The organism is Isoptericola cucumis, from assembly GCF_014635665.1.
Lineage (GTDB): Bacteria > Actinomycetota > Actinomycetes > Actinomycetales > Cellulomonadaceae > Isoptericola > Isoptericola cucumis.
Window position 1 is genome coordinate 19,076 of record NZ_BMDG01000012.1, and the last position, 17,010, is coordinate 36,085.

Annotated in this window: 19 protein-coding genes; 12 read left to right on the top strand and 7 right to left on the bottom strand. The window is 75.3% G+C overall.

Going from position 1 to position 17,010, the window contains the following annotated elements; translation table 11 throughout:
* Positions 1 to 16 precede the first annotated feature (16 nt).
* Positions 17 to 478: an Lrp/AsnC family transcriptional regulator gene (locus tag IEW03_RS16150; RefSeq protein ID WP_188524735.1), complete on the bottom strand. Its 462-nt coding sequence runs from the start codon at positions 476 to 478 to the stop codon at positions 17 to 19.
* Positions 479 to 588: 110 nt separating this feature from the next.
* Between IEW03_RS16150 and IEW03_RS16155 the strand changes: the two genes are divergently transcribed.
* Positions 589 to 1,050, top strand: coding sequence for a DUF2000 domain-containing protein (locus tag IEW03_RS16155; protein WP_188524736.1), 462 nt, complete (start codon positions 589 to 591; stop codon positions 1,048 to 1,050).
* A 21-nt stretch (positions 1,051 to 1,071) separates the two neighbouring features.
* On the opposite strand, the gene IEW03_RS16160 is transcribed toward IEW03_RS16155, so the two are convergent.
* Positions 1,072 to 2,685 carry a multicopper oxidase family protein gene (locus IEW03_RS16160; RefSeq protein WP_188524737.1) on the bottom strand — a complete coding sequence of 538 codons (1,614 nt, stop codon included), beginning with the start codon at positions 2,683 to 2,685 and terminating at the stop codon, positions 1,072 to 1,074.
* Entirely contained in the window at positions 2,682 to 3,203 is a 522-nt protein-coding gene (locus IEW03_RS16165; RefSeq protein WP_188524738.1) for a hypothetical protein, read from the bottom strand. Before IEW03_RS16165 ends, IEW03_RS16160 begins: the two co-directional genes overlap by 4 nt.
* A 147-nt stretch (positions 3,204 to 3,350) precedes the next feature.
* Between IEW03_RS16165 and IEW03_RS16170 the strand changes: the two genes are divergently transcribed.
* The 4 genes from IEW03_RS16170 (at position 3,351) to IEW03_RS16185 (ending at position 6,783) form a co-directional block, all read left to right on the top strand.
* Positions 3,351 to 4,562: a sensor histidine kinase gene (locus IEW03_RS16170; RefSeq protein WP_188524739.1), complete on the top strand. Its 1,212-nt coding sequence runs from the start codon at positions 3,351 to 3,353 to the stop codon at positions 4,560 to 4,562.
* Complete coding sequence (locus IEW03_RS16175) at positions 4,559 to 5,248, top strand: response regulator (RefSeq protein WP_188524740.1); 690 nt, start codon at positions 4,559 to 4,561, stop codon at positions 5,246 to 5,248. The genes IEW03_RS16170 and IEW03_RS16175 overlap by 4 nt, the downstream gene beginning before the upstream one ends.
* A gap of 195 nt (positions 5,249 to 5,443) precedes the next feature.
* Positions 5,444 to 6,079: a TetR/AcrR family transcriptional regulator gene (locus IEW03_RS16180; protein WP_188524741.1), complete on the top strand. Its 636-nt coding sequence runs from the start codon at positions 5,444 to 5,446 to the stop codon at positions 6,077 to 6,079.
* Positions 6,076 to 6,783 (top strand): NADPH-dependent F420 reductase, encoded by a 708-nt coding sequence (locus tag IEW03_RS16185; RefSeq protein WP_188524742.1) that lies wholly within the window; start codon positions 6,076 to 6,078, stop codon positions 6,781 to 6,783. The genes IEW03_RS16180 and IEW03_RS16185 overlap by 4 nt, the downstream gene beginning before the upstream one ends.
* 438 nt (positions 6,784 to 7,221) lie before the next feature.
* Here IEW03_RS16185 and IEW03_RS16190 read toward each other — a convergent pair whose 3' ends face one another.
* Both IEW03_RS16190 and IEW03_RS16195 read right to left on the bottom strand, forming a co-directional pair.
* Positions 7,222 to 7,806: a dihydrofolate reductase family protein gene (locus IEW03_RS16190; RefSeq protein WP_188524743.1), complete on the bottom strand. Its 585-nt coding sequence runs from the start codon at positions 7,804 to 7,806 to the stop codon at positions 7,222 to 7,224.
* An 84-nt stretch (positions 7,807 to 7,890) separates the two neighbouring features.
* Positions 7,891 to 8,544, bottom strand: a complete 654-nt coding sequence (locus IEW03_RS16195) for a helix-turn-helix domain-containing protein (RefSeq protein WP_188524744.1) — start codon at positions 8,542 to 8,544, stop codon at positions 7,891 to 7,893.
* 96 nt (positions 8,545 to 8,640) lie between these two features.
* Here IEW03_RS16195 and IEW03_RS16200 point away from each other — a divergent pair, with 96 nt between their 5' ends.
* The 7 genes from IEW03_RS16200 (at position 8,641) to IEW03_RS16230 (ending at position 14,370) form a co-directional block, all read left to right on the top strand.
* Positions 8,641 to 9,609: an oxidoreductase gene (locus IEW03_RS16200; RefSeq protein ID WP_188524745.1), complete on the top strand. Its 969-nt coding sequence runs from the start codon at positions 8,641 to 8,643 to the stop codon at positions 9,607 to 9,609.
* 115 nt (positions 9,610 to 9,724) lie between these two features.
* Positions 9,725 to 10,129: an ArsR/SmtB family transcription factor gene (locus IEW03_RS16205; protein WP_188524746.1), complete on the top strand. Its 405-nt coding sequence runs from the start codon at positions 9,725 to 9,727 to the stop codon at positions 10,127 to 10,129.
* Complete coding sequence (locus tag IEW03_RS16210) at positions 10,126 to 10,773, top strand: cation efflux transmembrane domain-containing protein (RefSeq protein ID WP_188524747.1); 648 nt, start codon at positions 10,126 to 10,128, stop codon at positions 10,771 to 10,773. Before IEW03_RS16205 ends, IEW03_RS16210 begins: the two co-directional genes overlap by 4 nt.
* Positions 10,770 to 11,687 carry a cation diffusion facilitator family transporter gene (locus IEW03_RS16215; protein WP_188524748.1) on the top strand — a complete coding sequence of 306 codons (918 nt, stop codon included), beginning with the start codon at positions 10,770 to 10,772 and terminating at the stop codon, positions 11,685 to 11,687. The genes IEW03_RS16210 and IEW03_RS16215 overlap by 4 nt, the downstream gene beginning before the upstream one ends.
* A 75-nt stretch (positions 11,688 to 11,762) precedes the next feature.
* Complete coding sequence (locus tag IEW03_RS16220; protein WP_188524749.1) at positions 11,763 to 12,311, top strand: winged helix-turn-helix domain-containing protein; 549 nt, start codon at positions 11,763 to 11,765, stop codon at positions 12,309 to 12,311.
* On the top strand, positions 12,308 to 13,573 hold the full coding sequence (locus tag IEW03_RS16225) for an MFS transporter (protein WP_188524750.1): 1,266 nt from the start codon (positions 12,308 to 12,310) through the stop codon (positions 13,571 to 13,573). Before IEW03_RS16220 ends, IEW03_RS16225 begins: the two co-directional genes overlap by 4 nt.
* A 59-nt stretch (positions 13,574 to 13,632) precedes the next feature.
* The gene (locus IEW03_RS16230) at positions 13,633 to 14,370 is read left to right on the top strand and encodes a VIT1/CCC1 transporter family protein (protein WP_188524751.1); all 738 of its coding nucleotides are present in this window, start codon (positions 13,633 to 13,635) and stop codon (positions 14,368 to 14,370) included.
* Here the strand turns inward: IEW03_RS16230 and IEW03_RS16235 are convergent.
* Positions 14,367 to 15,878 carry a PucR family transcriptional regulator gene (locus tag IEW03_RS16235; protein ID WP_188524752.1) on the bottom strand — a complete coding sequence of 504 codons (1,512 nt, stop codon included), beginning with the start codon at positions 15,876 to 15,878 and terminating at the stop codon, positions 14,367 to 14,369. The genes IEW03_RS16230 and IEW03_RS16235 overlap by 4 nt on opposite strands.
* A complete protein-coding gene (locus IEW03_RS16240; RefSeq protein WP_229738347.1) occupies positions 15,875 to 16,987 on the bottom strand; it encodes an S-methyl thiohydantoin desulfurase domain-containing protein in 1,113 nt (370 codons plus the stop codon). Before IEW03_RS16240 ends, IEW03_RS16235 begins: the two co-directional genes overlap by 4 nt.
* Positions 16,988 to 17,010 lie beyond the last annotated feature (23 nt).

The window sequence follows — 17,010 nt, forward strand, 5'->3', positions numbered from 1 at the left end:
CCTGCCGCGACCCGGCTCAGTCCTCCGGCACCGGGTCGACGCGCGTCGTGCGCAGGTGCTCGAACACCACGGAGGTGCGGACGTCCGCGACGGCCCGGTGCTGGGTGAGGCGGTCGATGACGAACGCGTAGAGCCGGTCGTTGTCGGGGACGGCGACGTGCAGGACGAAGTCGGCCGTGCCGGTCGTGACGAACACGCCGAGCGTCTCCGGCAGGTCCTGCGCCCAGTCGCGGAACTCCTCGATGACGTCGCGCGACGGCGGGCGGATGCGGACCGACACGAGCGCCTGCACCGGCCGCCCGATCGCGCCCAGGTCGACGTCGAGCAGCGCGCCGCGGATCACCCCGCGGCGGCGCAGGGCGCGCGTGCGCTCCAGCGCGGTGCTCGGCGAGACGCCGACGGCCGCCGCGACGTCCCGGTTGGTCCGCCGAGCATCCGACTGGAGCTCGCGCAGGATGGCCCGATCAAGTTCGTCCATGACGGGGATTCTCCCACTCTTCCCGAACGTCGTACGGATCCGCGGCGCCACGGCCGACGGACGTCGTAGCGTCGCGCTGCACGACCGCACGAACGGACGGAGGAGTACGCATGAGTGACATCGGGTTCGCCCCGGAGGAGATCGATACCGCCACCCCGACCCGCAGGGCGCGGCTCAAGTGGGTGATCGCCGTGCGGGACACCCTGGCCCCGGGGCTGGCGGCGAACGCGGCGATCTGCGTCGCGGCGGCCACCGTGCCCCGCGTCGACGGCCTGCTCGGCCCGGACGCGAAGGACGCGGACGGCACCGTGCACCCGGGGCTGCCGTGGACCGGCTGCACGGTCGTCGCCGCGGACGCCGCCACCCTGCGGGAGATCAGGGCGAGGGCGGCGGCGCACGAGCAGACCTTCGTCGCCGACATGCCGGCCGTCGGGCAGGCGGTCCGGGTCTACGACGAGTACCTCGACGCCGTCGCGCGCACCCCCGTCGACGAGTTCGACTACGCCGCCGTCGGGATCGTCGGGCCGCGGAACAAGGTCGACCGCATCATCCGGAGCCTGCCGCTGCTGTGAGCACCGGGCGGGCCGCGCCGGTCAGCCGTGGTCGTGGGTGGGGGCGGCCCGTCGCGGGCCGTACCCGTCGCCGACCTGACGCGCGCCGGCGTCGTGCGCGGCGTGGCCGTCGTCCGCGCCGTCGTCCGGGCCGGCGTGGCCGGCGAGGTGCCCCGCCCGCCCGGGCGCGGCGTCCGACCCCGGCTCGACGACGAGGAACTGGCCCATCATCCCCTCGTCCTCGTGCAGCAGCATGTGGCAGTGGTACATGTACGGCAGCCGGTCGTCGGTGTAGTCGTCGAACCGCATGAGCAGCCGGTACGTGCGCCGCGGCTCCAGGTAGACGGTGTCCTTGGGGCCGGCGAGCTCGGGCGGCGGTGCCTCGCCGTCGATCGTCAGGACGCGGAACTGGACGTCGTGCACGTGGAAGCTGTGCGGCATGGGGATGGTGTTGCGCACCTCCCAGATCTCGGTCGCCCCCGCCGTGGCCACCTCGTCGATGCGGCCCATGTCCATCCGCTCGCCGTTGATGGTGCGCTCGTCGAGGTCGAACGTGCGGGTCACGCTGGCGTCCTGCTCGTGGAGCGCGTCGCCGGCCGCATGCCGCGACGGCCCCCACGCGGGCTCCGGCGACGGCGCGAGCTCGTCGGCCGCCCGCAGCTCCAGCACGTCGAACGCGTCGTTGCCGCCCATCGCGAACGGCGCGGCGACGCCGCCGAGGTCGGCCTCCGACGAGCGCAGCCGCGTCGTCTCGCCGGGGGCCATCTCGACCACCACCTCGGCCCGCTCCCCCGGCGCGAGGCGCACCTCGTCCAGCCGCACCGGCGCGTCGAGCAGCCCGCCGTCGGTGGCGACGAGGTCCAGCTGACGATCGGCGAACCCGAGGGAGTACGTGCGCGCCGTGGAGCCGTTGAGCAGCCGCAGCCGCACCCGCTCGGTCGTGACCTCCTGGTAGGCGCCGACCGTGCCGTTGGTCATGACCGTGCCGCCGAGCGTGCCCGGCTCGCCGCCGTCGTCGGACAGCTCCAGCTGCCCGTCGTCGTCGAACACCTTGTCCTGCACGACCACGGGCACGTCGTCGACGCCGTAGGTGCTCGGCAGGTCGGCCGCGCGCGAGGCGTCGTCGTCGAGGATGAACATCCCCGCGAGCCCGCGGTACACGTGCTCCTCGGTCTGCCCGTGGGGGTGCGGGTGGTACCAGAGCGTCGCGGCGGGCTGGTCGATCGTCCAGGCGGGCCGCCACGTCCCGCCCGGTTCGACCGCCTGGTGCGGGCCGCCGTCCATCGCGGCCGGCAGGTGCATCCCGTGCCAGTGCACGCTCGTCGTCTCGCCGAGGTCGTTGGTGACCTCGACCGCGACCTTCTCGCCGCGCTCGGCGCGCAGCGTCGGGCCCAGGTACGCGCCGTCGAAGCCCCACGTCTCGGTCGCCGTGCCGGCGTCCGTGGCGGGCGCGAACGACGTCGTGCCCTCCTGCGCGGTCAGGGAGAAGGTCCGCACGCCGTCGACGACGCGGGACTCCGCGAGCGGCGGGACCGCCAGCTCCTGGGCGAACTCCGGCTCGTCGACCGGCGTCACCGAGCCGGGGACGCCGCTGCACCCGGCGGCGACGAGGGTCGTGACGGCCGCGAGCGCGGCCGCCGTCGCGCGTCGTCTCATCGGGGCCCCGCCCCGCGCGCCCTCTGGACGCCGAGCGCGACGACGCCGGCGAGCGCGCCCCAGCCGGCGTCCATCGCCAGCGCGGGGACCGCCGTCCACGCGGCCGCTCCCCCGCCGCCGATCCCGACACCGCCGACGAGCATCGACACGGCCAGCGCGACGACGCCGAACCCGAGGCCGGCGAGGGTGAGGGTGGCGACCGGGCGCGGCACGCGGCCGAGGCCGACGACGCCGATCCACACGACGGCGGTGACGGCGACGATGGTGAACGCCCGCGGCGCGCCCGTGCCGCCGATGCCGGTGAGCGCGGTGAGCGGCCACAGGAGCGCCATCGACGCCAGGCCGGCGACCAGCGGCCACGAGATGCCGGCCGGCTGCCCGGTGGGCGGCGGGCCGGGCTGCCCCGCGGGCGGCGGGCCGGGCTGCCCCGCGGGCGGCGGGCCGGGCTGCGACGACGAGGGCGGGACGGGCTGCGAGGCGGACGGGTACCGGGGGTCGGGCTGCTGTGGTGAGGTCATGGCTCGACGATCCCGCCCGGACCGGGGCCGCCACATCGGCCCGGGAGCGTCTCCTGGTGTCGCCCGGGAGCGACACCGACCCCGACTCGCCCCTGATCCGTCCCCCTTCCGGGCCGGGCGCTGGCCCGGTCGCCTAGCCTGGTCGGCATGACCTCGCGCGCGACGGCAGGCCCGAGCCCGTGGGTCGCCGACGTGGTGCTCGGCCTGGCGATGACGCTGGTCGTCGCGGTCGTCATCGCCGCCGACCCGGACGGGACGGGCAGCACCGGCCCCGTCGCCTACCTGTTCGCCCTCGGGTTCGGCGCCCTCGTGCTGCTGCGGCGGCGCCTGCCGCGCCTCATGCTCGTCGCGACCTTCCTGGCCGTGTGCGCCTACTACGCGCTCGGCTTCGCGCCCATCGGGATGGTGCTGCCCGCGGTCGCCGCCCTCTACTCCGCGGCGGAGCTGGGCCGCACCGCCTGGGCGGTCGCCACGGGCGTCGTCCTCATCGCCGTCGCCACGTACTTCCGGGTGGTGGACGACGACCCCGCCGCGGCCCTGCCCGCCTACGACCTGGTCACCAACGTCGCGCTGACGGCCGCGGCGATCGCGCTGGGGGTGGCCGTCCGGCTCGCGCGCGAGGCCCGCGAGCGCACCGAGCAGGTGCGGGCGCTGACCGCCGCGGAGGAGGCGAGCGCCGCCGCCCGGCGGCTGCAGGAGGAGCGCCTGCGCATCGCGCGCGACCTGCACGACACGATCGGGCACACGCTCTCGGTCGTCGCCCTGCACTCGGGCGTCGCGGCGGAGGCCGTGGGGCGCGACGACGACGCGGCGCGGGGTGCGCTCGCGCGCGTGCGCGACGCGACGTCGGGCACCCTGGCCGAGCTGCGCGCCACCGTGAAGGTGCTGCGTGCCGCGCCCGGCCCGGACCGCGACGCCCCGCGGGGGTCGCTCGGCCTCGCCGGCCTGGACGCCCTCGTCGCGCCGGCGACGGCGGCCGGGCTCGCGGTCGACGTCGCCGTCGACGTGCCTCCCGGGGCCGTGTCGGACACGATCGACGCCGCCGCGTACCGCGTGGTGCAGGAGTCCCTCACGAACGTGCTGCGGCACTCCGGGGCGACCCGCGCCGGCGTCCGGGCGGTCGTGGCGGACGGGCGGCTGCGGCTGACGGTCGTCGACGACGGGCACGGCGCGCCGGACGGCCCGGCAGGCGGGTCCGGCGGGTCCGGACCCGCTCCTGGCTCCGGCACCGGCATCGCCGGGATGCGGGAACGGGTCGCGCTGCTGGGCGGCACCCTGGACGCGAGCGACGCCGCCGGCGGCGGGTTCGTCGTCACGGCCGACCTGCCGGCGAGGCTCGACGACGAGGAGGCGCGATGACGGTCGACGCGGGCGAGGCGCCGGCGATCCGGGTCGTCCTGGTCGACGACCAGGAGCTGGTGCGTGCCGGGCTGCGTCCGCTGGCGGAGCACGACGGCGACATCACGGTCGTCGGCGAGGCGGCCGACGGGCGCGCGGGGCTGGCCCGCGTGCGCGAGCTGCGGCCCGACGTCGTGCTCATGGACGTGCGCATGCCGCTCCTGGACGGCATCGAGGCGACGCGCGCGATCGTCGCCGACCCGGCGCTGCGCGGCGTGCGGGTGCTCGTGCTGACGACGTTCGACGAGGACGAGCACGTCGTCGAGGCCCTGCGCGCGGGGGCCGCCGGCTACCTGCTCAAGGACGTCTCCCCTGGCGACCTGCGCGCCGCCGTGCGCACCGTCGCCGCCGGCGACTCGCTCCTCGCCCCCGCGGTGACGGCCACGGTCATGCGCGCGGCCGCGGGCTCGCGCGCGGTCGACGCCCGCCTCGCCGCCCTCGTCGACGACCTCACCGGGCGCGAGCGCGAGGTCCTGGAACGCGTGGGACGGGGCCTGACCAACGACGAGATCGCCCGCGACCTCTACCTCAGCCCCGCGACGGCGCGCACCTACGTCAGCCGGCTGCTCACCCGGCTGGACGCGCGGGACCGCGCCGCGCTCGTCGTCCTCGCCTACGAGTCGGGGCTGGTGCGGCCGGGCGGCTGACCGCCCGGACCAAGACCGCCGCAGCGCCTGCGCGACGGCAGCAGCGGGCTGGCCGCCGGCGGCGGATGCCCGAGACCGTCGTGAGAGCCACGGTCGGTCCTGACGGACATGTTTGACCCGCCCGCCGAGCGGACATAGTCTCCGCTTGCATGGATGCGGAGAGAGTCTCCGCTATATCGGCAGAGGTGCGTGGTGATGCACAGAACGACGGACAGGGCTCGCGCTCCGCGGGCCGATGCCCAGCGCAACAGGGACCGGATCCTCGACACGGCGGAGCAGTACTTCTCCGAGCACGGAGTCACCGGCTCACTCGACGCGATCGCCAAGCGGGCCGGGATCGGCGCAGGGACGCTCTACCGGCACTTCCCGAACCGGGAGACGTTGATCGCCGCGTTGCTCACCGCTCGCGACGACGCGCTCGTGGCTCGGCGTGATCACCTCCGCAGCGGATCGGTGAGCGCGGCCGACGCACTGGACGGGTGGCTCGACGCGATCGCCGCGTGGGCGGGAGCGTTCGACGGCCTGCCTGAGCCGCTGCGGGCCGCGACCACGACCGGATCGTCCCCGCTGTCGGTGACCTGCCAGGGGTTCATCACGACGACCGAGGAGTTCCTGCACGCCGCGCAGGACGACGGGAGCGCACGCCGGGACGTCCGGGCTCGCGACCTGTTCCTGGCCGCACTGGCCACCAGCTGGGTGGGCGGTGCGGCCCTGGCCGACGACGCGTCCGCGGCGGCTCTGGCCGAACTGACCAGGAACGGGTGGGCGACGACGGCACCACCCGAGAGACATGACACCGACCACCACGACGAAGTTCAGGAGAGACCATGACACGCATCGGCATCATCGGCAGCGGAGCCATCGGCAGCGCGATCGCCCGCCTGGCCGTCGCAGCCGAGGACGAAGTCCTCATCGCGAACTCTCGAGGACCGGAGTCCCTCACTGCCCTGATCGACGAGCTCGGTCCCCTCGCACGGGCCGGCGATGCGCGAGCGGCTGCGGAGTTCGGCGACGTCCCGGTGCTGGCCGTGCCTCTGAGCGCCTACCCGAACCTGCCCGTCGACGCCCTCTCCGGAAAGACGATCCTCTCGACCGGCAACTACTACCCCCACCGTGACGGTCGCATCGAACCGCTGGACACGCTTGCGAGCACCACGGCCGAGCACGAGCAGGCGCTCCTGCCCGGCTCCGTCGTCGTGAAGGCCTTCAACAACATCGTCTCCCACCACATCCCCCACCTCGCGCACTCCTCCCCGCGGACTGCGCTGCCGGTCGCCGGTGACGACAGCGAGGCGAAGGCGAGCGTCTCCCGGATCGTGAGCACGCTCGGTTTCGACACCGTCGACGCCGGGACGCTCGCCGAGTCGTGGTGCTTCGAGCCCGAGTCGGGCGCCTACACCCCGATCTACGCCGCCGACCTCGACGGCTTCGCGAAGAACTACCTCGGCGACCCGGGCGCCCCCGTCTCCGCAGCTCGCCTCCGCGAGCTGCTTGCGTCGTCACACCGCCCGGACGTCGCTGCACGGCAATTCTGATCGAGGACCGGTGGACCAGCGGGTTCGGAACCGGGCAGGTGGCCACCTCGTGCGGCCACGGCGCCCCGGGGCGAAGATCGAGTTCAGTGCACAGCTCGCACTCCACCACCGAAGGAGACCTGTCGTGAGCGGCCCCAAGAACCCCGGTCCCACCGAGCCGGCGAGTCCCGGCAATCCCACCCGCCCGGGCGCACGTCGCCCCGACGACTCCTCCGACGAGCCCAAGAGCCCGGGCCCGCCGGCACATGAAGGGACCCCGTCGCCCGACTCCCCCGACGAGCCCAAGAGCCCCGGCCCGCCGGCACATGAAGGGACCCCGTCGCCCGACTCCCCCGACGAGCCCAAGACCCCCGGCCCGCCGCCGGGCTCGATCCCCGGAGAATCGGACTAGATGCACCCGGGCCGACGGCGGCCGCGAGCCCGCTGGCAAGGAGCGGTTCAGGACCGATCGTCGTCGCCGGGCGGACCGTCGAGCACCGTCGGCACGTACTCGAGCAGCTGGAGCCGGCCGTCGAAGAGGCGGCTCTCCACCAGCTCCAGGGCGACGTCGGGGTAGCCGTCGAAGATGCGCTCGCTCCCCGTCGCGCCCGTGATCACGGGGAACACGACCACCCGGTAGCGGTCCACGAGGCCGGCCAGGAGCAGGGACCGGGCGAGGCTGAGGCTGCCGATCGTGCGCAGCGGCCGCGGGTGACTCTCCTTCAGCTCCCGCACCGCCTCGACGGCGTCCCCGCGGACCAGCTCCGTGTTGGCCCAGGTCAGGGGCTCCTCCAGGCTGGCGGAGAACACGACCTTGGGCATCGCCGTCAGCTCGGCGAGCCCGGCCTCGCCGGGCGCCTCCTGCGCGAACCCCGACATCAGCCGGTACGTCGTCGCGCCCATGAGCGACGTGTGCGCGTTCTGGGCCGGGTCCCCGATCCACGCGAGGTACCCCGGGCCCTCCAAGCCCCAGAACCCCGGCCACCCCTCCGCCGAGGCGTAGCCGTCGAGGGAGATGATGAGGTCCACGGTCAGGTTCGACATCGATCCGTCCTTCCGCTTCGGTGCGTGCTCGTCCTCGGTGGACGGCACCGGGACCGGGAAGTCATCGACGCGCGCCGTCGCCCCTCAGACGAGCCCGAGCTCCCGCGCCCGGACCCCTGCCTGGAACCTCGACTCGGCGCCGAGGGCGTCCATGAGCTCCGCCACGCGCCGGCGGTAGGTGCGGACGCCGAGCCCGAGCCGCCGGGCCGCCGTCTCGTCCTTGATCCCCTGCCCGAGCAGGTCCAGCACCCGCGGCGCCAGCTGCCGGATCTCGGCGATCCGGGCGTCGTACAGGGCGAGGTCGGTCGCCGTGCGCCACGCCACCTCGAACAGCGAGACGACGCCCTGCACCACCTCCGGCTGGGTGACGACGCTGTAGCTGCGCCGCCCCGCCCGCACGTCGCCCGCGAGGACCGCGAGCCGGCGGTCGAGGATGATCGTCTCGTTGATCTCGTCGGCGGTGATGCGGATCTGGGCGCCGTGCAGGTCGCGGACCGTCTCGAGGTGGTGGGCGGCCACCGGGTCGAGCAGCATGCCCGCCCGGTAGACCTTGCGCACGCGGACGTCCGGCCGCGCAGGGCAGAGCGCCGAGGCCTCCTGCGCGGGGTGGGTCGACTGCCAGGTGAACAGGTCGTTGGCCGCGCAGGCGACGTCGGTCGCCGTGGCGAAGAGGTGGGCGGTGCGGGCGAGGAGCTCCTCCTCGCCGCGCACGATCGTGACGGCCTCGCCTGTCTGCATGCCCTCGATTCTGCTCCCCGTGGCAACCTGCTGCCAGGGGCGGCAACAAGCTGCCACCGCGGCGGGCGCGCGCCGGGCGCGGCGCAGGCTGGCCGCATGACCACGCACACCACCACCACCCGCACCGACCTTGCCGCCGTGTCCACCGCGTCCACCGCCCCGGACGCCGCCGCGGCCGGCACCTGGCAGCTCGGCGACCGCACCGTCAACCGCGTCGGCTTCGGCGCGATGCGGCTCATGGGCACCTTCGGCGACCCCGTCCCCCGCGACCGGGCCGACGCGATCGCCGTCCTGCGCCGCGCCGTCGAGCTCGGCGTGAACCACGTCGACACCGCCGCCTTCTACTTCTTCCCCACCCGCTCGGCCAACGAGCTCATCGGGGCGGCGCTCCAGCCGTACCCGGACGACCTGGTGATCACCACCAAGATCGGCGCGTCCGCCTCGCGCGACGGCAGCTTCGAGCCCTACGCCCGCCCCGACCAGCTCCGCAGCCACGTGGAGGAGAACATCCGTCAGCTCGGCCTCGACCAGCTCGACGTCGTGAACCTGCGCTGGGGCGCGGGCCTCGACCGCGAGCCCGGGTCGGTGGCCGAGCACGTGGGCGCGCTCGCGGACCTGCGCGACGCCGGCCTGGTGCGGAACATCGGCGTCTCCAACGTGCTGCCGGAACAGCTCGACGAGGCGCTGCAGATCGCGCCCGTCGTCTGCGTGCAGAACCGGTACGGCCTCACCGACCGCGCCGACGACGGGCTGCTCGCGCGGTGCGGAGAGCTCGGCATCGCGTTCGTGCCGTTCTTCTCCATGGGCGCGGCCCTGCCCGGGGCCGTCCCCGGTGGCACCCCGCACGAGGCCGGGCGGGCCGAGGTCGAGTCGGTCGCCGCGGCGCACGGCGCGACGCCGTCCCAGGTGCGGCAGGCGTGGACCCTGCACCGCGGGCCGCACGTCCTCACCATCCCCGGCACCGGCGACCTCGGGCACCTGGAGCAGAACGTCGCCGCCGGCGCCCTCCGGCTGAGCGACGACGAGCTCGCGCTCCTCGACGGGATCGCCCCGCCCGCCGCCTGATCGGTTCGGCAGTGGGTGGATCGGTTCGGCACGGAGGCTTGCCGAACCGATCCACCCACTGCCGAACCGATCCGACAGGCGTCATGAGTACAGGTTTCCATGTACTGTCGGCCTCATGGGAACCGTGACGCTCACGCACACCGCCGCGCTCGCGCGGCTCGGGCACGCGTTGTCGGACGGGACGCGGGCGCGCATCCTGCTCGCGCTGCGGGACGCGCCGGCGTACCCGTCCGACCTCGCACAGGCGCTCGGCGTCTCCCGCCAGGTGATGTCCAACCAGCTCGCGTGCCTGCGCGGGTGCGGGCTGGTCGTGGGTGTCCCGTCCGGCCGGCACACGGAGTACCGGCTGTCCGACCCGCACCTGGCGCACGCCCTCGGCGACATGCTGCGCCTCGCCCTGGTCGTCGACCCCGACTGCTGCGGCCCGGACTGCACGTGCGCGACGCCCGGCGCCCACGGGCACGACGGCCGCGCCGACACCGGTGCCGACGGTCATGCCGACGCCAGGGGTGCGGCATGACCGTCGCCGTCGAGCACGAGCACCTCACCCGCCGCGGCCTGCGGCTGGCGCAGGCGACGGTGGCGTACAACGTCGTCGAGGGCGTGGTGGCGATCGGCGCCGGCGTGGCGGCCGGGCTGGTCTCGGTCGTGGGCTTCGGAGTCGACTCCGCGATCGAGTCGTTCGCGGCCGTGCTGGTCGCGCTGCGGCTGTCCGCCCGGCTGCGGCACGGCGACCACGACCCGCGCAAGGAGCGCCGCGCCCTGCGGCTCGTGGCCGTCACGTTCTTCCTGCTCGCCGCGTGGGTCACCGTCGAGGGGGTGCGGTCGCTCGTCGGCGGGGAGACGCCGGACGGGTCGCCGGTGGCGGTCGTCGTCCTGGTCGCGTCGCTGGTCGTCATGCCGCTGCTCGCCGCCGCCAAGATGCGGGTCGGCAGGGCGCTGCGCGACCCGCTGATCCTCGCCGACGCCGCCGAGACCCGCATCTGCGTGCTCCTGTCCGTCTCGACGCTGGCCGGCCTCGTCGCCTTCCAGCTCACCGGAGCGGCCTGGCTCGACCCGGTCGCCGGCTTCGTCATCGCGGCGTTCGCGGTCCACGAGGGGCGCGAGGCGTGGGAGGGCGAGCTCGTGCACGACCACGACCACCACGACGAGGCCCACCCATGAGCCACGACCACGGCCACGCGCACGCCGCCACGGACCACCGCGGCCGGCTCGCCGTCGCCTTCGGCATCACCGCGCTCATCCTGCTCGCGCAGGCCGTCGGCGCGGTGATCACCGGCAGCCTCGCGCTGCTGGTCGACACCGCGCACATGCTCACCGACGCCGGCGGGCTCGCCCTCGCGCTGTTCGCCGCCCACCTGTCCCTGCGCCCGCCGTCGGCGCAGCGCACGTGGGGCTACCGGCGGGCGGAGGTGCTCGCCGCGCTCGCGCAGGCGGCCGTGCTGCTCGTCGTCGGCGTGTACGTGCTGGTGGAGGCCGTGCTCCGGCTCGCCGACCCGCCCGAGGTGCCGTCCACCGAGCTCGTCGTCTTCGGCGTCGTCGGCCTCGTCGGCAACCTCGCGGCGATGGCGGTCCTCGCGAGCCGCCGCGACGCGAACCTCAACCTGCGCGCCGCGTTCCTCGAGGTCCTCAACGACGCCCTGGGCTCCGTCGGCGTGATCGTCGCGGCGATCGTCATCGCCACGACGGGCTGGCAGCGTGCCGACGCCGTCGCCGCGCTGTTCATCGGCGCGCTCATCCTGCCGCGAGCCGTGCGCCTGCTGCGGTCGGCCGGGTCGGTGCTGCTGGAGTCGGCCCCGCCCGGGCTCGACCTGGACGAGGTGCGCACCCACCTGCTGCGGGTGGAGCACGTGCGCGACGTGCACGACGTGCACGCCTCCCTCATCGCCACCGGCCTGCCCATCCTGTCCGCGCACGTGGTGGTCGACTCCGCCTGCTTCAACGACGGGCACGCCGGGCGCATCCTGGACGAGCTGCAGGAGTGCGTCGCCACCCACTTCGACGTCGCCGTCGAGCACTCCACCTTCCAGGTGGAGCCCGACACCCACCCCGAGCACGAGCACCCGACCCACGCCTAGGGCCGAGAATCGGCGAGATACCGCGGTATACAAGAAGTCTTGTGGACCTGGTGGGGCGCCCGTAGCGTCGACGGCATGGAGCCGATCGAAGCGATCACCGCCGTCCACCACCCGGTGCGTCGCCGCATGTGCGACTACCTCGGCCTGCACGGGGCGACCCAGGTCACGACGCTGGCGCGGGCCCTCGACCAGCAGGTCGGCAGCATCAGCCATCACCTGCGGATCCTGGCGCGGGCGGGCCGCGTCGAACGTGTCGAGGACCCGACCGGGGACCGGCGCACCAGCTGGTGGCAGCTGGCGCGCCAGGGCATGAGCTGGTCGGCCGAGGACTTCCCCGACTCCCCCGCCGACGCCCTGCTCGCCCGCGAGGCCGAGCGGGCCAACGTCCGCACGCACGTCGACCGGCTGCGGGCCTGGCACCACCGCACCGGCTCCACGCCCGAGTGGAACCGCGCGGCGTTCAGCATCGACTGGCTCGCCTGGGCCACCCCCGAGGAGCTGGCGGCCCTGTCCGAGGCGATGCGCGAGACGTTCGCCGCCTGGCAGGCCGGGATCGACACCGACGACGGGGCCGAGCGCCGCCCGGTCTTCGTCTTCGGCCACGGCTTCCCCACGGCGCCATGAGCGCCACGAGCGGTGCCGAGAGCGCCACGAGCAGCGCGCCGCAGCCCGTGCTCCTGCGCGAGCCGCCGCGGTTCGCGCGCGACCGCGCTGTCCACGCGTGGATCGGCGTCAAGGCCCTCTCCGACGCCGGCGACGCGCTGTGGACGATCGCGCTGGCGTGGACGGCCGTGCAGGTCGCGTCCCCGGCGGTCGCCGGCTTCGTCGTCGCCGCGGGCACCGTCCCGCGGGCCGCCGTCCTGCTGTTCGGCGGCGTGCTCGCCGACCGGGCGAACGCGCGGCACGTCATGCTCCTGTTCAACCTCCTGCGGGTCGGCGTGCTGGTCGCCACCGCGCTGTGGGCCCTGTCGTCGGCGCCGTCGGTGGGGCTGCTCGCCGTCGCCGCCGTCGCGTTCGGCGTCTGCGACGCCTTCTACGAGCCGTCCGCCGCCACGATCGCGCGCCAGCTCGTCCGCACGGAGGACCTCCCGTCGTACAGCGCGGTGTCGCAGACGGCGTCGCGGCTGGCCACGATGGCGGGTGCCGCGGCCGGCGGGTTCCTCGTCGCGCACACGGGGCTCGCGGGCAGCGCGTCGGTCAACGCGGTCACCTTCACCCTCGTCGTCGCCTTCGTGGTCGTCTGGCTGCGGCCGCGGTTCGGGCTCCCCCGCGCCGAGCCGGAGTCCCCGTGGCGCGGGATCCGGCGCGGCTTCGGGCACCTGCGGGGCGCGCCGGCGACGCGCACGCTCGTGCTCGCGCTGTCGGGCCTCAACCTCGCCGTCGGGCCCGCGGTCGGCATCGGGATCGCGCTGCGCGCGCACGACGAGGGCTGGGGCGCCCCGGCCGTCGGGATCCTGGAGGCCTGCATCGGGCTGGGCGCGGCGCTCGGCGCCCTGTCGGTCGCCCGCTGGCGGCCCCGGCACGAGGCGCGGGCCGGGTTCCGCGCGCTCGTCGTGCAGGGTGCGGCGATCTGCGCCCTCGGCGTCGGCCCGCTCCCGCTCGGCGGCGCGGCGTGCCTCCTGATCGGGCTCACGGCCGGGTACGCCTCGGCGCTGCTCGGCGCGACGTTCGCCGGCACCGTCGACCCCTCGTACCTGGGGCGGATGGCGTCGATCACCCGGCTCGGCGACGACGTGCTCATGCCGCTGGCGATGGCCGCGTTCGGCGCGCTGGCCTCCGTGACCGCCCTCTGGGTGCCGTTCGTGCTGTACGGCTCCGCCATGGTCCTGCTGATGACGGTCCCGTTGCGCAACCCCCTGTTCCGCGAGCTCTCCCTGCGGACCTGACCGGCGCGCGCCGCCCGTCCTCGCTGGCGGACCTCCGCGCCCGGTGCTGTACTGGGGTCATGTCGGTCGGTGAGGACGAGCGCCGGGGCACCGGGCACCCGGACGAGCCGCACGGCGGCGGGCTCGCGCAACGCCTGAACTGGTTGCGCGCGGGCGTGCTGGGCGCCAACGACGGGATCGTCTCCGTCGCCGCCGTCGTGGTCGGCGTGGCGGCGGCGACGTCGGCGCACAGCGCGATCCTCACGGCCGGGCTGGCGGCCCTCGTCGGCGGCGCGATCTCGATGGCGCTCGGCGAGTACGTCTCCGTCTCCAGCCAGTCGGACTCCGAGAAGGCGCTCATCGCGCTCGAGAAGCACGAGCTCGCGACCATGCCCGAGGAGGAGTTCGACGAGCTCGTCGGCATCTACCGGGAGAAGGGGCTCAGCGAGGGCACGGCACGCCAGGTCGCCACGGAGCTCACCGCGCACGACCCGCTGCGCGCCCACCTGTCGGCCGAGCTGAACATCGACACCGACGACGTCGTGAGCCCGTGGCACGCCGCGATCGCGTCGTTCGCGGCCTTCACCATCGGCGGGATCCTGCCGTTCGCAGCCGTGCTCCTCATCCCGGAGCCGGCCAAGATCGTCGCGACGTTCCTGGTCGTGCTCGTGGCGCTCGCGGTCACCGGCGCGACCGCGGCGTGGATCGGCGGCGCCCCGCGGCTGCGGGCGACGGCGCGCGTCGTCGTCGGCGGGGCAGCCGCCCTGGGCGCGACCTTCGCGATCGGCTCCTGGCTGGACACCACCGGCACGGTCTAGCTGGCCGGCGCCGCCGCCCGGCACGCGAGGTGCACGGCGAGGCGGGCCTCGGGGTCGTCGAGGTCGATCCCGAGCGCCTCCTGGATGCGCTGCATGCGGCCCGTCACGGTGTTGCGGTGGACGCCGAGCGCGGTCGCGGTGGCCGCCACCTGCGACTCGTGGTCGAGGAACGCGGTGAGGGTCGCCCGCTCCGCCGCGGTCAGCGGGGCGAGCAGCGCCTGCGCCGTCGGCACGAACGTGTCGTTGCCGGTCCACGCCAGGAGCAGCTGCTCCAGCCCGAGCCGGTCGATGTGCAGGAACCAGGAGGACGACGACCGGGACACGGCGAGCCGCGCCGCGTCCGCCGCCTCCTCCAGCGTCGACACCATGCCCTGGCCGCCCTCCTGGAGCGAGCCGACGCCGGTCGCGACGGGGAACTGGTCGCCCGCCGTCGCGTGCAGGTCGCGCAGCGCGGCGATGCGCCGCTCCAGGTCGGTGGGCGACGGCCGGTCGGCGAACGTCAGCCAGCCCAGGACGCCGCGGCCGCGCGTGGTGACGTGCGAGTCCACCGGCAGCCGGCCCAGCTCGCGCCGCACGGCCCGCACGAGCTCGAAGGGGTCGAGCCGGCCGCGCGCCAGCATGCGGAACCCCACGTGGAAGCCGCTGGTGCGCCAGCCGCGCTCGCGCATCCGCCGCTCGACGTCCGGGTCCGGCGCGCCCTTCTGCTCCAGGAAGTCGCTCAGCAGCCCGGACGACAGCGAGACGTCGCTGACGGCGGCGATCTCGTCGAGCAGCAGCCGGGCCGCGACCATGGGCATGGCCACCTCCGCGGCGGTGGTGAGGGCGGCGAGCTGGGCGTCGGTCAGGGCCGCGCCGTGCACCACCAGGCGCAGGCCCTCGCGGCTCGGGCTCTCGACCCGCACCGATGCGCACGCGCCGGCGTCGGTGCGCACCGTGTCCGCCCAGCCGGAGAACGAGATCTCCTCGAGCACGCCCTGCGCCAGCGGCGGCCCCGCGCTGACGAGCACGCCGGCCCGGTCGACGAGCGCGACGCCGTACCCGAGGTTGGCGGCCACGTGCCGCAGCTGGTCCGGCAGGTCCTCGGCGTGGTACTCGATCGACTGCGCCACGTGCCGCACCAGCGACAGCGTCATCGCGTCCCGCTGCTCGAGCATCTCCCAGCAGGTCCGGGCGAGCTCCCACGGCCGGTCGACCACCAGCAGCACCAGGCCCAGCCGGTCGGCGAGGCTCGCGGACTCGTGCACGGCCGCGGCGTCGGGCAGCACCAGCCCGGTGAAGCCCCGGTCCCGCACGCGCCGCAGCAGCGCGTCGAGCTGCCAGGGCGCGGACGGCGGCCCCGAGACGATGACCGCCAGGGCGGAGTCGGCCGACGGCGGGAGCGCGTCCTCGCTCGTCTCGACGACCGCGCTCGACCACGTCCGCTCCGTCCGCCCGCCGCCCGCGACGTGCCGGGTGCCGCCGTTGCGGGGGTGGGCCAGCAGGGCGGAGAGGGTCAGGCCGTCGCTCATGTCGCCTCCCGGGTGTCGGTGCTCGTGCCGGCCGGGTCGGTGGCCGGGTCGGTAGCCGGGTCGGTGCCCGGGTCGGTGGCCAGGTCGAGGCCCTCGACGCCGAAGTGCGACGGGGTGACCGCGGCGAGCCGGTGGTCCGCGGCGCGCCACCACGCCGGCGCGGGCAGCGCGAGGACGAAGACGTTCCGCCCCGGCGTGAGCTCCGAGATCTGCACCACCTCGCGCGTCACGGCGTCCACGGCGGCGACGACGGTCGGCGCCGCCGCGACGACGACCCCGTCCCGCAGCACCGCGAGGAGCTCGGTGCGCGCCACCAGGCGCACCACCGCGCCGTCGACGGCGCGCAGGTCGACGCTCGTCACCCCCGCGTGCGGGGTGGCCTGCGGGGCCCGCTGCACCCGCCCTTCGGCGAGGAACGTGCCGCCGATCGCCCGCGCGACGTCGTGCGGCTCGCCGAACCGGGCGTCGGCGAACCCCCGGCCCACCGACAGCACCCGCTCGTAGGCGCCGAGGACGGCGTGCCGGGCGAGGTCGCCCACCGTGAACCCGCCGAGCACGATCCCCGCCCAGCCGCCCGCCGTGGTGATCGCCGTGCGCAGCAGCCGTTCGACGTCGGCCGGGCGGGCCTGGGAGACCACGGCGACCCCGTCGGCACCCGTCGCGCAGCCGAGCACCACGCCCGGCACGCCGTCCACCAGCAGCGAGACCTGGTCGAACCCGGGGAACGCCCGCCCCATGAGGTCGGCGTCGACGAGCGTGCGCCCGGCGGCGGCGCCGAGCGTCGTCAGCCCGTTCATCCCGCCGATCTCCATCGAGCACAGCGCCGGGATCTCGGTGCCGACCCACCGCTCCACCGCGTCCGTCGCGATCCCGAACGGGTCGAGCGACGGCAGGCGCTCGCCGAGCAGCTCCGGCGACCCGGAGTACGCCACGGCCATGCAGGGCGTGGCGGGGTCGACGTCCGCGACGTCGTGCAGGGTGACCGGCCACGGCGCGCCACGACGGACCATCAGCTCGACAGGCCACGTCGCGCCGCCGCCGCCGGCACCGAACAGCGCGCAGCCGGCCGCCAGGGCGGGCAGGTCGCTGGACCGAAGGACGTGGGCCACGCCCTGCAGCCTAGGAGGCCGCG

Bases quoted from the DNA above. Each gene is read 5' to 3' on its own strand.
- IEW03_RS16150 (WP_188524735.1), bottom strand. From the start codon at position 478: ATGGACGAACTTGATCGGGCCATCCTGCGCGAGCTCCAGTCGGATGCT.
- IEW03_RS16210 (WP_188524747.1), top strand. From the start codon at position 10,126: ATGACCGTCGCCGTCGAGCACGAGCACCTCACCCGCCGCGGCCTGCGG.
- IEW03_RS16230 (WP_188524751.1), top strand. From the start codon at position 13,633: ATGTCGGTCGGTGAGGACGAGCGCCGGGGCACCGGGCACCCGGACGAG.
- IEW03_RS16180 (WP_188524741.1), top strand. From the start codon at position 5,444: ATGCACAGAACGACGGACAGGGCTCGCGCTCCGCGGGCCGATGCCCAG.
- IEW03_RS16175 (WP_188524740.1), top strand. From the start codon at position 4,559: ATGACGGTCGACGCGGGCGAGGCGCCGGCGATCCGGGTCGTCCTGGTC.
- IEW03_RS16160 (WP_188524737.1), bottom strand. From the start codon at position 2,685: ATGAGACGACGCGCGACGGCGGCCGCGCTCGCGGCCGTCACGACCCTC.
- IEW03_RS16235 (WP_188524752.1), bottom strand. From the start codon at position 15,878: ATGAGCGACGGCCTGACCCTCTCCGCCCTGCTGGCCCACCCCCGCAAC.
- IEW03_RS16155 (WP_188524736.1), top strand. From the start codon at position 589: ATGAGTGACATCGGGTTCGCCCCGGAGGAGATCGATACCGCCACCCCG.
- IEW03_RS16225 (WP_188524750.1), top strand. From the start codon at position 12,308: ATGAGCGCCACGAGCGGTGCCGAGAGCGCCACGAGCAGCGCGCCGCAG.
- IEW03_RS16185 (WP_188524742.1), top strand. From the start codon at position 6,076: ATGACACGCATCGGCATCATCGGCAGCGGAGCCATCGGCAGCGCGATC.
- IEW03_RS16165 (WP_188524738.1), bottom strand. From the start codon at position 3,203: ATGACCTCACCACAGCAGCCCGACCCCCGGTACCCGTCCGCCTCGCAG.
- IEW03_RS16220 (WP_188524749.1), top strand. From the start codon at position 11,763: ATGGAGCCGATCGAAGCGATCACCGCCGTCCACCACCCGGTGCGTCGC.
- IEW03_RS16195 (WP_188524744.1), bottom strand. From the start codon at position 8,544: ATGCAGACAGGCGAGGCCGTCACGATCGTGCGCGGCGAGGAGGAGCTC.
- IEW03_RS16170 (WP_188524739.1), top strand. From the start codon at position 3,351: ATGACCTCGCGCGCGACGGCAGGCCCGAGCCCGTGGGTCGCCGACGTG.
- IEW03_RS16200 (WP_188524745.1), top strand. From the start codon at position 8,641: ATGACCACGCACACCACCACCACCCGCACCGACCTTGCCGCCGTGTCC.
- IEW03_RS16190 (WP_188524743.1), bottom strand. From the start codon at position 7,806: ATGTCGAACCTGACCGTGGACCTCATCATCTCCCTCGACGGCTACGCC.
- IEW03_RS16215 (WP_188524748.1), top strand. From the start codon at position 10,770: ATGAGCCACGACCACGGCCACGCGCACGCCGCCACGGACCACCGCGGC.
- IEW03_RS16205 (WP_188524746.1), top strand. From the start codon at position 9,725: ATGGGAACCGTGACGCTCACGCACACCGCCGCGCTCGCGCGGCTCGGG.